The sequence below is a fragment of the Streptomyces bacillaris genome (assembly GCF_003268675.1).
In the GTDB taxonomy this organism is placed as follows: domain Bacteria; phylum Actinomycetota; class Actinomycetes; order Streptomycetales; family Streptomycetaceae; genus Streptomyces; species Streptomyces bacillaris.
On the sequence record NZ_CP029378.1, the window covers coordinates 3,542,115 to 3,554,393 of the forward strand.

14 protein-coding genes and 1 pseudogene are annotated in these 12,279 nt (G+C 69.8%); 8 read left to right on the top strand and 7 right to left on the bottom strand.

The genetic code is table 11. The features are described 5' to 3' along the window. Window positions 1-617 precede the first annotated feature (617 nt). Window positions 618-1,286 carry an RAD23 family protein gene (locus tag DJ476_RS15020; protein ID WP_103420061.1) on the top strand — a complete coding sequence of 223 codons (669 nt, stop codon included), beginning with the start codon at window positions 618-620 and terminating at the stop codon, window positions 1,284-1,286. A 124-nt stretch (window positions 1,287-1,410) separates the two neighbouring features. Here DJ476_RS15020 and DJ476_RS15025 read toward each other — a convergent pair whose 3' ends face one another. After that, a complete protein-coding gene (locus DJ476_RS15025; RefSeq protein ID WP_003968183.1) occupies window positions 1,411-2,091 on the bottom strand; it encodes a response regulator transcription factor in 681 nt (226 codons plus the stop codon). Beyond that, a complete protein-coding gene (locus DJ476_RS15030; RefSeq protein WP_103420063.1) occupies window positions 2,088-3,368 on the bottom strand; it encodes a sensor histidine kinase in 1,281 nt (426 codons plus the stop codon). Before DJ476_RS15030 ends, DJ476_RS15025 begins: the two co-directional genes overlap by 4 nt. A gap of 197 nt (window positions 3,369-3,565) precedes the next feature. Here DJ476_RS15030 and phoU point away from each other — a divergent pair, with 197 nt between their 5' ends. Both phoU and DJ476_RS34900 read left to right on the top strand, forming a co-directional pair. Beyond that, complete coding sequence (gene phoU, locus DJ476_RS15035; RefSeq protein WP_070199395.1) at window positions 3,566-4,243, top strand: phosphate signaling complex protein PhoU; 678 nt, start codon at window positions 3,566-3,568, stop codon at window positions 4,241-4,243. 274 nt (window positions 4,244-4,517) lie between these two features. Then, on the top strand, window positions 4,518-4,667 hold the full coding sequence (locus DJ476_RS34900) for a hypothetical protein (RefSeq protein ID WP_162888404.1): 150 nt from the start codon (window positions 4,518-4,520) through the stop codon (window positions 4,665-4,667). Window positions 4,668-4,835: 168 nt separating this feature from the next. On the opposite strand, the gene DJ476_RS15040 is transcribed toward DJ476_RS34900, so the two are convergent. Continuing rightward, window positions 4,836-6,170: an MDR family MFS transporter gene (locus DJ476_RS15040; protein WP_112490751.1), complete on the bottom strand. Its 1,335-nt coding sequence runs from the start codon at window positions 6,168-6,170 to the stop codon at window positions 4,836-4,838. Window positions 6,171-6,378: 208 nt separating this feature from the next. On the opposite strand from DJ476_RS15040, the gene DJ476_RS15045 reads away from it, so the two are divergent. Beyond that, window positions 6,379-7,140, top strand: a complete 762-nt coding sequence (locus DJ476_RS15045; RefSeq protein WP_019762205.1) for a phosphoglyceromutase — start codon at window positions 6,379-6,381, stop codon at window positions 7,138-7,140. Window positions 7,141-7,570: 430 nt separating this feature from the next. After that, window positions 7,571-7,816: a GNAT family N-acetyltransferase gene (locus tag DJ476_RS35580; protein ID WP_241565708.1), complete on the top strand. Its 246-nt coding sequence runs from the start codon at window positions 7,571-7,573 to the stop codon at window positions 7,814-7,816. Between the two features lie 140 nt (window positions 7,817-7,956). Here the strand turns inward: DJ476_RS35580 and DJ476_RS15055 are convergent. Further along, window positions 7,957-8,763 (bottom strand): annotated as a pseudogene (locus DJ476_RS15055) (transposase family protein). Window positions 8,764-9,303: 540 nt separating this feature from the next. Further along, a complete protein-coding gene (locus tag DJ476_RS15060; RefSeq protein ID WP_167480379.1) occupies window positions 9,304-9,627 on the bottom strand; it encodes a hypothetical protein in 324 nt (107 codons plus the stop codon). A gap of 151 nt (window positions 9,628-9,778) precedes the next feature. Here DJ476_RS15060 and DJ476_RS15065 point away from each other — a divergent pair, with 151 nt between their 5' ends. From DJ476_RS15065 to DJ476_RS15075, 3 genes are all read left to right on the top strand, one after another. Further along, window positions 9,779-10,003, top strand: a complete 225-nt coding sequence (locus DJ476_RS15065) for a hypothetical protein (RefSeq protein WP_103420719.1) — start codon at window positions 9,779-9,781, stop codon at window positions 10,001-10,003. A gap of 132 nt (window positions 10,004-10,135) precedes the next feature. Continuing rightward, a complete protein-coding gene (locus DJ476_RS15070) occupies window positions 10,136-10,384 on the top strand; it encodes a hypothetical protein (protein WP_019762208.1) in 249 nt (82 codons plus the stop codon). Then, the gene (locus DJ476_RS15075) at window positions 10,381-10,623 is read left to right on the top strand and encodes a hypothetical protein (protein WP_018488964.1); all 243 of its coding nucleotides are present in this window, start codon (window positions 10,381-10,383) and stop codon (window positions 10,621-10,623) included. Before DJ476_RS15070 ends, DJ476_RS15075 begins: the two co-directional genes overlap by 4 nt. Before the next feature lie 46 nt (window positions 10,624-10,669). On the opposite strand, the gene DJ476_RS15080 is transcribed toward DJ476_RS15075, so the two are convergent. After that, the gene (locus DJ476_RS15080) at window positions 10,670-11,488 is read right to left on the bottom strand and encodes a hypothetical protein (RefSeq protein ID WP_103420717.1); all 819 of its coding nucleotides are present in this window, start codon (window positions 11,486-11,488) and stop codon (window positions 10,670-10,672) included. A 216-nt stretch (window positions 11,489-11,704) separates the two neighbouring features. Then, a complete protein-coding gene (locus tag DJ476_RS15085; protein ID WP_070199389.1) occupies window positions 11,705-12,214 on the bottom strand; it encodes a type III secretion system chaperone family protein in 510 nt (169 codons plus the stop codon). Window positions 12,215-12,279: the final 65 nt, after the last annotated feature.

The following is a 12,279-nucleotide window of genomic DNA, read 5'->3' on the forward strand; positions in this document are numbered from 1 at the left end:
CAGGTCAGGGCATATCTCAGGGCTTGACAACAGCAACACGGACGTGCTGCGGAAGGCTTCCGGAAGACGGTATTCGCAGGTCGGAGCGGCTGCGCGACCGGAAGGAAACACTCCCGTCACACGGCCCGGAAGCCCCGCAGAAGAGGGCGAAAGTCCCGTTTTGTCGGGTTCGGCATGGCGAACTTTACGCACTCCGTTCGACCATCGATCACCCGTACGGAGGTAAGTGCGCGCGGTCAATGGAATTGATCAAGCCTCGTCCCTTCGCGGCTCCTTCGCGACGTCTTCGCGGCCTCTTTCCCGGGGGAACCGGGGAATGCGCCGCGGGCGGAGGAATTGATCACCGGGATTATGTGAACAGCGCGTGACACGTACGCCACCGATACGCCCGCCCACCTGCCGCGACCGCCCCGCGAACCCCCGGGAGGCGTGCGACACCCCCATAGAGGCGGGTCGGGTGCGGGGCGGGAGCGGCGGCTCGGTAGCCTAAGGCCGCTGACACACCCTTAGGGCGGCTTTACGTCACCCCTTCCCGACCGTCCTCGGGGCGCTCAGCACCCGTACGACGCCCGACGTCCGAAGTCCGCAGTCCGATCGTTCAAGGAGTTGCCGCCGCCGTGAGCCGCAGCCTTCGACACGGCGCCCTCGCCGCCACTGCCATCGCGTTCTCGATCGTCTCCCTGTCCGCCTGCGCGGCGGGCAACCACGCCGAGACGCTCAAGGTCAGGCCGGACAACGCCGCCACCTCGGTGGGCACCGTCAAGGTCCAGAACGTCAACGTGATCACGCAGGCCGACCCCGAGGCCGAGGGCCCCGCCGTGGTCGCCGCGACGCTGTTCAACGACGGCACCGAGAACGAGGTCCTGGAGAGCATCACGCTGCCCGGCACCGACGTCCAGGTGAAGCTGCAGGCCGCGAAGGGCAGCGGCCCCGTCGAGGTCCCGGCCGGCGGGCAGCTCGTCCTCGGCGGCAAGGGCAACGCCTCCGCCGTGATCGCGGAGGGCCGCGAGGCCACCCAGGACGGCAACGTCCAGCAGGTCGTCTTCAAGCTGAGCCGCACCGGCGACGTCGGCCTCGGCGCGACCGTCGTCCCCGCGGAGGGCTACTACAAGGACTTCGGCCCGAGCGCGCTGCCCGCGTCGCCGGCCCCGAGCGCCACCCCGGACGCGACCGGCTCCGCGACCCCGGAGACCCCCGCCGGGGAGACCCCGGCCACCGGCGAGTCCCCGGCGGCCGGTACGGAGCAGGGCGCCCCGGAGGCCGCGACGGCCGGGACGACCGGCTGACGCCACCCGCGTACGTACGCGAACAGGCACGCACACGAGAGGGGCGCTTCCCGGCCGGGAAGCGCCCCTCTCGTATCGCCTTCTCGTGTCAACGCCGTCCTGCGATCCGACGCCGGCCCGCGATTTACGGCTCGAACTTGTACCCCAGGCCCCGCACGGTGACGAGGTAGCGCGGGGCGCCCGGGTCGGGCTCGATCTTGGCGCGCAGGCGCTTGACGTGGACGTCGAGGGTCTTGGTGTCGCCCACGTAGTCCGCGCCCCAGACCCGGTCGATGAGCTGCATACGGGTCAGCACGCGGCCCGCGTTGCGCAGGAGCATCTCCAGGAGGTCGAACTCCTTGAGCGGGAGGTCGACCTTGCCGCCGGAGACAGTGACCACGTGCCGGTCCACGTCCATGCGGACGGGGCCCGCCTCCAGGGCCGCCGGCGTTACCTCCTCCGGCTCCCCGCGGCGGCGCAGGACCGCGCGGATACGGGCGACCAGCTCGCGCGAGGAGAAGGGCTTGGTGACGTAGTCGTCGGCTCCTATTTCGAGACCGACGACCTTGTCGATCTCGCTGTCCTTGGCGGTGACCATAATCACCGGGACGTTGGAGCGGCTGCGGAGCTGGCGGCACACCTCGGTGCCGGGCAGGCCGGGCAGCATCAGGTCGAGCAGGACCAGGTCGGCGCCGTTGCGCTCGAACTCGTCCAGGCCGTCGGGGCCGGTCGCGGCGATGGCGACCTCGAACCCTTCCTTGCGGAGCATGTAGGACAGGGCGTCGCTGAAGGATTCCTCATCCTCGACGACAAGCACTCGGGTCACGGAAGAGCCTCCGGGGCGGGGAAGGGGTCATAGGAGTCGGTCTCGAACGGGGGCCTGTCCTTGTCGCTGACGCCGTCGACATCGTTGACGATAAGGAGTCCGCCGGTGGTGCGCTCCCTCACGGCGCCCGATTCGGGCAGCCGGAGGGTGAAGGTGGAGCCCTGTCCCTCGGAGCTCCAGACGGTGACCTCCCCGCCGTGCGAGGCGGCCACGTGTTTGACGATGGCGAGGCCGAGACCGGTGCCACCGGTGGCGCGTGAGCGGGCGGGGTCGACGCGGTAGAACCGCTCGAAGACCCGCTCGCGGTCCTTCTCGGAGATGCCGATGCCCTGGTCGGTCACGGCGATCTCGATCAGGTCCCCGCCCGGGGAGGCCATCCGGCGTGCGGCGATGCCGACGCGGGTGTGGGCGGGGCTGTAGTTGACGGCGTTCTCGACGAGGTTGCCGAGGGCGCCGACGAGCTGGCCGCGGTTGCCCCAGACCGTGAGGCCCTCGGCTCCCGCGGAGGCCATGGTGATCTGCTTGGAGCCGGCCTGCTGGCGGCAGCGGTCGATCGCCTCGGCGACCAGCGTCTCCACCTTGACCGGCTCGGCGTCCTCCAGGGGGTCGTCGTTCTGCACCCGGGAGAGGTCGATGAGTTCCTGGACGAGGTTGGTGAGCCGGGTCGCCTCGATCTGCATCCGCCCGGCGAACCGCTCGACCGCCTCCGGGTCGTCGGAGGCGTCCATGACCGCCTCGGAGAGCAGCGAGAGCGCTCCCGTGGGGGTCTTCAGCTCATGGCTCACGTTGGCGACGAAATCACGCCGGACCGCCTCTATGCGACGGGCCTCCGTGAGGTCCTCGACCAGGAGCAGCACCAGCCGGGAGCCCAGCGGGGCGACCCGGGCGGAGACGGCGAGGGTGTCCCCACGGCCGGTGCCGCGCCGGGGGAGGTCCAGCTCCACCTGCCGTATCTCGCCGTCCCGCCGGGTGTCGCGGGCCATGTTGAGCATCGGCTCGACGGCGAGGCGACCGCCTCTGACCAGGCCCAGCGCATAGGCGGCGGAGCTGGCCTTGACCACGCTGTCGCTCTCGTCGAGCACGACGGCGGAGGAGCTGAGCACGGAGAGGACGGTGTCCACACCGGGCGGCAGAGCGGCGTTGCTGTCGGGCCGCAGTGACGTACGGGTGGGCCGCTTCAGGTCGCGCTCGCTCCAGCGGAACGCCAGCATGGCGATCACACCGGTACAGAGACCGGCGATCGCTGCAGCTGCGGCGACCGCCGCGTTCACGTCCATGCTTCAAGGTTATGCGGGTGCGCCGACACTCTCCCAGCCGTCCGAGTGCCATCTCGAACACTCGTCGCCCAGAGTTCACCGAGGGGTAGGAGCCGGTTCACTTAGGGGGCCGGATACGGACGCGTTCGACCCCCACCGTGTCACCGTGGGGGTCGGTCCGAGACCCCGGCCTCAGTTGGAACTGGAGAGGGACTTCCATGCGCGACGCTTACCACGAGGAACTCGACTCGATCGGAGAAGGCCTGGTCGAGATGGCACGGCTGGTCGGTTCGGCGATCGGCCGGGCGACCACGTCCATGCTCGACGCCGACCTGAAGCTCGCGGAGAGCGTGATCGCCGGCGACCAGAAGGTCGACGACCTCCAGCACGACCTGGAGGCGCGCGCGATCGCCCTCCTCGCCCGCCAGCAGCCCGTGGCGACCGATCTGCGGATCGTGGTGACCTCGCTGCGGATGAGCGCCGACCTGGAGCGCTCCGGTGACCTCGCCCAGCACGTGGCGAAGCTGGCCCGGCTGCGCTTCCCGCAGTCGGCGGTCCCGCACGACCTGCACGCCACGATCCTGGAGATGGGCCAGCTCGCCCAGCGGCTGATGGCCAAGGCGGCCGAGGTCATCATCACCAAGGACGTCGACCTGGCGCTCCAGCTGGAGCAGGACGACGACGAGATGGACCTGCTGCACCGCACGCTCTTCAAGCACCTGATGGACGACCGCTGGAAGCACGGCATCGAGACGGCCGTCGACGTGACGCTGCTGGGCCGCTACTACGAGCGGTTCGCGGACCACGCGGTATCGGTGGCCAAGCGCGTGGTCTACCTGGTGACGGGTGAGCACGCGGACGAGATCCAGGCGACGACCCCGGTGGAGGGCGCGTAACACCGCTCCGGCACCCTCCTGCACACCTCCTCCGGGACCGATGCGCGCTGTTCGGGGCTCGCACGGGCCCACGCGCCCCTCACGCGCTCCCGGCGCACGCGAGTCGCACATGTGTTCCTGCACGTGTGCGCCGTTGATGCGCCGGGCGGGATGGGCATGCAATGGGTCGGGGACGGCACGCGCCTCGGCCGTACGCGGTGTGCGCCGGGTCGTGACGTCCCCGGCGGCGGCGCAGCGGCGCCGGCCGCCCAGCCGTACGCCCTGAGGAGGGACCATGGCCGATTCCCCCACGACCGAGCCCCAGCTGGAGACCCCGACCGAAGTGGTGCACCTGACCGTGCTCGGCGCCTGCGGCTGCGGCTCGGGCTGCGGGTGCGGCTGCCAGTCCGGTGCTCCGTGCCAGTGCGGCGGCTGCTGCGGCTGACGCCGTAGCCGGTCTTCTGCCCGTGGAGCGATCCCCGTACAGACCGATCCCCGTACAGACGGTTCGGTCCGTACGGGGATCGTTCTTGTACGGGGAGGTCATGCACGGACGGGACTCGTACAGGGCTCCCGTACGTGCATCCTGCACGGGGCTTCCGTACGGAAGGGGTCAGCCCGCGCGCTCCACGGCCGTGGCGGGGTCGGGGTCGGGCTCGGCCTGGTCCGGCCGGGCCTGGACGGGCACGGGGGCGGGCTCGATGACGGGCTTCTCGCCGTCGGGGACCTCCTCGCGGGGCAGGTTGCGCATCAGCAGCCAGTAGCCGAAGCCCGCGACCGTACCGATCACCGCGCAGGCGCCCCAGAGCCAGACGGCGCCGTAGTGGTCGATCACGAACCCGGACATCAGGGGCGCGACGAGGGCCGCGACCGACCAGGACATCGTGTACATGCCCTGGTACCGCCCCCGGCCCCGGGCCGGGGAGAGCTGGACGACGAGCCCGGTCTGGGTGGGCGCGTTGACGATCTCGGCGAGGGTCCAGACGCAGACCGTCAGGGCGTAGACGGCGACGGACCCGGCGAAGGCGGTCAGCCCGAAGCCGTACCCGGCGAGCAGCGAGGAGATGATCAGCAGCCGGCGCGGGTCGCGGTGCTGGATGAAGCGGGTGACGGGGATCTGGAGGGCCACGATCAGCACGCCGTTGACGGCGATGGCGGTCCCGAAGTCGGAGCTGGAGAGCCCGTCGGCCCCCATCGCCACCGGCAGCCCCACGTACCCCTGCTGGAAGATCAGCGCCACGAGGAACGACAGCCCCACGACCCCCATGAAGCGCCCGTCGCGCAGGACGGTGGTGATCCGGACCTCGTCCTTGGCCCGCTTGCCGTCGGCGGTCTTCTCCGGGGCGGCCTGCGCGGGCCGCGACTCCGGCACCTTCAGGAAGACGACGACGGCGCACGCCAGCACCATCAGGGCCTCGCCGAGGAAGCCGGCGAGATAGCTGTACTCGGCGATGAACCCGGCCGCGGCGGCGGAGACGGCGAACCCGAGGTTGATGGCCCAGTAGTTGAGCGAGAAGGCCCGGATGCGGTCCTTGGGGGGCACGATGTCGGCCATCATCGCCTGGACGGCGGGGCGCGAGGCGTTGCTCGCCATGCCGACGAGGAACGCGACGGCGGCGATGGCGACGGGGTGCTCCATGAACCCGAGCACGGCCACGGAGACCGCCATCGACAGCTGCGCGATCAGCATGGTGGGCCGCCGCCCGAGCCGGTCGGTCATCACCCCGGCGCCGAGCGAGGAGATGACCCCGCCGAGCCCGTGGAGGGCGGCGACGAGACCCGCGTACGAGGCCGAGTAGCCCCGGTCCAGGGTCAGGTACAGGGCCATGAAGGTGGCGACGAAGCCGCCGAGCCGGTTGACGAGAGTGCTGAGCCAGAGCCACCAGAACGCGCGGGGCAGCCCGGACACGGTCTCCCGGGCGGCTGTTCTGAGACCGGCGACGGACATGCGCTTCCCCCCACGGGACGTACGAGAAGATCGCCGCGGGTAAGACTCCCGACGACCGTCCGAACATTACGAACCCCGACGGCTCACCCGCCACCGGATTGACGCCTGCCGTCAATCGTCAGCGCGCCGGTCACCCGCCCCGGGTGCCCCCTGTCCGCCACGCGGGCGGGCGCGCGGAGGGCGCACGGGTTCGATTACGCTCGGGCCCATGGCCGACGCACCGTACAAGCTGATCCTCCTCCGCCACGGCGAGAGCGAATGGAACGCGAAGAACCTGTTCACCGGTTGGGTGGACGTCAACCTCACCGAGAAGGGTGAGAAGGAAGCAGTCCGCGGCGGTGAACTGCTCAAGGACGCCGGTCTGCTCCCCGACGTCCTGCACACCTCCCTCCAGCGCCGCGCGATCCGCACCGCGCAGCTGGCCCTGGAGTCCGCCGACCGCCTCTGGATCCCGGTCCGCCGCTCCTGGCGCCTGAACGAGCGCCACTACGGCGCCCTCCAGGGCAAGGACAAGGCCCAGACGCTGGCCGAGTTCGGCGAGGAGCAGTTCATGCTCTGGCGCCGCTCGTACGACACCCCGCCGCCGCCGCTGGCCCGCGACGACGAGTACTCCCAGTTCGACGACCCGCGCTACGCGGCCCTCCCGCCGGAGGTGCGCCCGGACACGGAGTGCCTGAAGGACGTCGTCGTCCGGATGCTCCCGTACTGGTTCGACAGCATCGTCCCCGACCTCCTCACCGGCCGCACGGTCCTGGTCGCCGCCCACGGCAACAGCCTCCGCGCCCTGGTGAAGCACCTGGACGGCATCTCGGACGCGGACATCGCGGGCCTCAACATCCCGACCGGCATCCCGCTCTCCTACGAACTGGACGCCGACTTCAAGCCGCTGAACCCGGGCGGCACGTACCTCGACCCGGAGGCGGCGAAGGCTGCCATCGAGGCCGTGAAGAACCAGGGCAAGAAGAAGTAGGTTCACTGATCATGCCCCCGACCTGCGCATACGGAGCGGATCGGGGGCGTTTTCACGACCTGGGCCCACTGTGGGACCTCAGCCGGGCGGATCCTCCGGCGGCCGGCATGTGTTCTCGTACGAGCGGCAGCGCGAAGAGCCGAACGAGGACGTATGAAAGACCTACTTGTCCGCGCCGACTGCCCTGATGAAATTGGACGTGGTGGAAGCTTTGCTCCGCGAGGCATCCGCGTGGCCTGCCTCGCGGAGCATCGACCAATGGCAGTACCCGCCGCATCGTGACCGCATCACGGAAGCCCTTGAGCGGGAAGTATGCTTCCTCGCGTTCGAGGACGGTAAGCCGATCGCGACCATCCAGGTTGACAACTTTGCGGACCCTGAGTTTTGGACCCCGGAGGATCAGCCAGATGCGGCCCTCTAGGTTCACCGCATGGCCGTAATGCGCGCAGCGTCCGGCGCGGGCATCGGCAGCCTGCTGCTCGATTGGGTGTCGGAGCGTGCCTCAGCTCAGGGCAAGCGATGGTTGCGGTTGGGCTCCTGGAAGGACAACAACGGGTTGCACCGGTTCTACAAGGGCGTGGGCTTCACACTCCTCCGCATCGCGGATCTCCCACACCGCAGATCAGGCGCCCTGTTCCAGCGGTCGACCGAGTCGGTGGCTGACAACAGCCTGTGAGCTAGAACCAGTTGCAGGTTTCTCTACCTCATCAAGGCGGCTCGCTCCGCTCCCCGCGCGCAGGCTCGGCCCCAGCCAGGCCGCGCACAGAGATCAGCCGCTTGTCACCAGAAAAGGCGCACCTCGTGACTGAGCCTCTTTCATCCTCTGTAGTCGCAGGTCAGTAGGGTGTGGATGGCCTGGACGATGGTGCCGATGCGGCGGGTGGAGCATCTTGCTCGCCGGAGCAGTCGCCAGGACTTCAGTTGCGCGAAGGCGCGTTCTCCCGGGGCTCTCAGCCGGGCGTGGTCGCGGTTGAACTGCTGGTAGTGCTGCGGCTGTTCGCGGTGGTGGTAGTACGGGGTGCGGAAGGTGGCGCCGGCGCCCTGGTAGGCGCGGTCGGCGAGGACGAGGATCTGGCGGGTGAGGCGGGCTTGGACGATGCCGTGGGCGCGGGCCGCGGTCAGGTCGTGGGTGCGTCCGGGCGTGGCTCGGGAGAACCAGAGCGGTGTGCCGTGGTGTCGGGCGATGACCTGCACGTTCATGCCGTGCTTGCGGTGTTTTTGCGAGTAGTACGGCTCGTCCGCGCGGATTCGGTCGGTGGGGATCAGGGTGCGGTCGACGATGACGTGGTCGCCCTCGCCGAGGCCGGTGAGGGCTTCGTGGAGTCCGGGTTCCCAGGAGGCCAGGACGTCCAAGGTCTCATCGACGTACCGTCAGGCGGTGGCCTGGGATATCCCGAAACCGGCTCCGAGCTGAGAGAACGTCTCGTTCTTCCGCAGATGAACGAGAGTAAGCAGTGCCTGCTTGGAGCAACCGAGCTTGCGCCAGCGGGTGTTGCGCGTCAGGCGGTGCTCGTACAGCAACCAGGAAACATGCTCGACGAGCTCATGAGGGACGTCGACCATGGCAGGATACGGAACCAACAGGGCCTCTTCGGTCGCCGGTGTGTTGAGTGAGATCACCACGCCAACGACGAGAGGCCCTGTCTCGTCACCACGCACCCTGACCAGCCAGTTTCACCTGCCAGCACAGGATGAAAGAGGCTCACTGTCCACTGTCTCGGCCAGCGAAGTCGCAGCTCAGCCCGCAGATCACCCAGTCGCTCTCCTAAAGCGGTGGTGCACGATGGCTGACGAGACCCTCGGGGAGTGACAGACGCTCAACTGCTCGCGCAGTGGCCCCTTCGGCGGATCCGTGACGTGTCCGGACATCATAGGGCTGTCGTCCTGGACACCGAAAGGACGGTGAAATGGGTGGCTGGCCCCGGGGCCCACGAGGTCCTGCGCCCAGAGATCGTTCTTGGGTTGCACGGTCTGTGCCTGGTGAAGCCCGTCGATGACGAGGACTGGTACATGGACAGCCTGTACGGCGACGGCAGCGGGCCGGGGGCTTGTCCGTGCGCGGTGGGACGTGTCCGCGCGCGGCGCGGGGGGCCTGTCCGTAGGGGCGCGGGAGAGCCGTTCGTGCCCGGTGGGCGGGGTGCCGGGGCAAGGGCCCGTGGCGGGTCAGTAGATGATGACCCTCCAGCGCTCGACCCACCGCAGCGCGCCGCCCGGGCCACGGACCAGGACGCGGTCCTCCTCCACCTGCCAGGCCTCCCCGTAGAGCGTGGCCTCGGGGAGGTCGACCCGCACGATGTCGTGGACCACCAGGTCGCCCTCGACCGGCCGGGTCCACGTGTGCGTACACCGGTCGCAGGCGTAGGCAACGGCGGTGACCGCGCCGACGGTTGACGGTCCCGTCGCGGGCAGCGGCGTACCGAGGCGTACGGCTTCGACGAAGCAGCGTGGACACGGGTCGGCGGTGTGCGGGCCTGCTGATCGGGACATTTCTCGGTCTTCTCCTGACTCGGTCTTCGACCACCGGGCCGTGAGCATCGTGCCTCGGTACGGGTGGTCGCCAGGGCTGTCCGCTCCGGGCCGCTTCTCCGGCTCTCCGTGAAACGATGGGGCGCAGATCAGAGGACTTGGGGGATGGGCCGTGGCCAGGTGGCGGATTTTCGACGAGAAGCCCCGGAACTACGACGTGCTCCTCATCGCCGCCGGCTTCTGGACGGCCGCCAGTTCCGCATCTCCGCTCTGGGTCCGGGTGCTGGCGGGCTTGACCGCCGCCCACTTCACGGTGAACAGGGTCGTCCACTGCTTCCGGCAGCGGCGTGAGCGTGCGCGTGCCCGTACCGACGCGGCCGTCGGGCGCGGCGTCTGAACGCCCGTACCGCCGACGTCTCGTTCGTACATCGGTCGGCCTCCCGGATGCCGAACTCCCGCCCGTACGCACTACGGTGACCCCGAAGGGCTGCGGGCCGGGGCAAGGGCGAGGGGATCGGGGAGAGCGGTCATGGGCGAGTCTCTGAAGACCTTCGTGGGCGGCACCGAGGTCGAGGTGCCCAACAGCATCCCGGACATCCGGGCCGCGCTGCCCGAGGAGAGACGCGAGGAGTTCGACCTCGCCATCAACGAGGCCGGGGTCCACGAGATCCAGGCGGTCATGCGGCACTGGATGCTGGAGGCCGTGCCCGACCCCGAGGCCGAGCGGATCCTGGACCGGCTGGCGCAGGACGAGGCCGAGAGGCGGAGCGTCGCTTGAGCTTCCGCATCTCCTACGCACCGCCCGCCGACGACACCCTGGCCAAGATGCGCGACGGCCACTCCTTCCGTGACGAGATGGCCCGCACCCTGGGCAGGGAGCCGTACGGGCACGCCTCGTCCGCCGTCAAGAGCGAGCGGGACCGGCGCGAGGCCACCGTCTCCGGGGCCATCGTCCTCTACTACGTCTCGCGGTCCGTGCTGACCGTCACCGTCGTACGGCTCGTCCCCCTGCCCTGACACCGAAGTGCCGGGGCAGGGGGCGTACGCCGGAGCGTCGGGCGGGTCAGCCGAGCTTCTTCGCCTGCGCCGCCACGACCTCCGTCGGCAGGGTGAACTTCGCGCCGCCGTCCGCACCCGCCGTGAGGTTGAAGGAGAAGAACGTCGCCACGGTGCCCGCCTTGCGGAGCGCCACCAGCTTGTACGCGGACTTCGCCCCGTCCTGCTCCTGGACGACCGTCCAGGCCGCCGCCTCGTCGCCGCCGGTGATCTTCTCCTCGGTGACCGAGACGATCTTCTGCTGGTCGCCCGCGATCGTGACGTTGAAGCCGCCCGCGCACTCCGCCGCGGCCTTCTTCACGGCGGCGAACGCGTCCGGGCCCGCCGCCCCGTCGTACGTGTTCAGCGCGACGAGGGTGGACGTCAGGTCGAAGGCCGCCTTCATGGCTTCCTCGACCTCGCCCTCCGACATGTCCTCGACCGACTTCTTGGCGCCCTTCGTCGGCTCGGCGACCACCTTGCGCTTGGCGGAGGCCTTCGAACCGTCCGCCGCCACACCGAACATGGCGTGGACGACCGGCAGGCAGGCTTCCTTGTCGGTCTTCAGGCCGTCCGCCGGAACCTCGTCGTCCGGGCCCGCCTTGGTGACCTTGTGGCCCTCGACGTCACCCTGCTCGAGCGACGCGGTCTCCAGCTCTGCGGCGCTGAGCGCCTTGGCGTCGGCCCCGGCCTTCGGGGCCTGGCTGCTCGTGTCGGCGGCACCGGCCTTGTCGCTCTTCCCGTTCCCCGCGTCGGCGTCGGACGAGCCGCCGCAGGCCGTGACGAGCAGGGTCAGGGACACCGCGCAGGCGGCGAGGGCGGTACGGCGTACGGCAGTGGCGCGCATGGATCTTCTCTCCGGTTCGGGGAGCGACCGCCCCTCCCCCGCGCGGCACTTCGAGGCCGTCTGGGACGGGCCGTCGCAGTGATCCACACCTTACGGTCGAACCTCTGAGCGAGGATCCGCCGAGCGACCCCCTCCGCCGATCGTGATTCGGCTGTGATCATCCTGTGAACGCACTGTGCGGAGCCGCCGTACAACCCCCGCCGCCCGCGCCCCGGCTCAGCCGGACGAGCGCTCGATCAGGTGGCTGAACGCGTCGAGGTTCCGTGTCGACTCCCCGCGCGAGACCCGCCAGGCGTACTCCTTGCGGATCGAACTCGCGAAGCCCAGCTCCAGGAGCGTGTTGAACGAGTCGTCGGCCGCCTCCAGCACCGTACCGAGCAGCCGGTCCAGCTCCTCGGGTGTGACCACGGAGAGCGGCAGCTTGCCCGCCAGATAGATGTCACCGAGCGAGTCGATCGCGTAACTCACCCCGAAGAGGCGGAGGTTGCGCTCCAGGAGCCAGCGGTGCACCTCGGCGTCGTTCTCGTCCGGGTGGCGGACCACGAAGGCGTTGAGGGAGAGGGAGTGCTTGCCGACGACGAGCGAGCAGGTCGTCGACAGCTTGCGGGTACCGGGCAGCGTCACCACGTAGTTGCCGGGTGCGGGGCTCTCCCAGGTGAGCCCGGCGTCGTTCAGCGTCGCCTCGATGACCTGGGCCGCTGCGGTTTCCTCGGGTACGTCAGCCATGCGGCGAGCGTACGTCAGGGCCGGGGCCGACGGGCGTACGGGAGGGCCGGGGCGTGCGGGAAGGC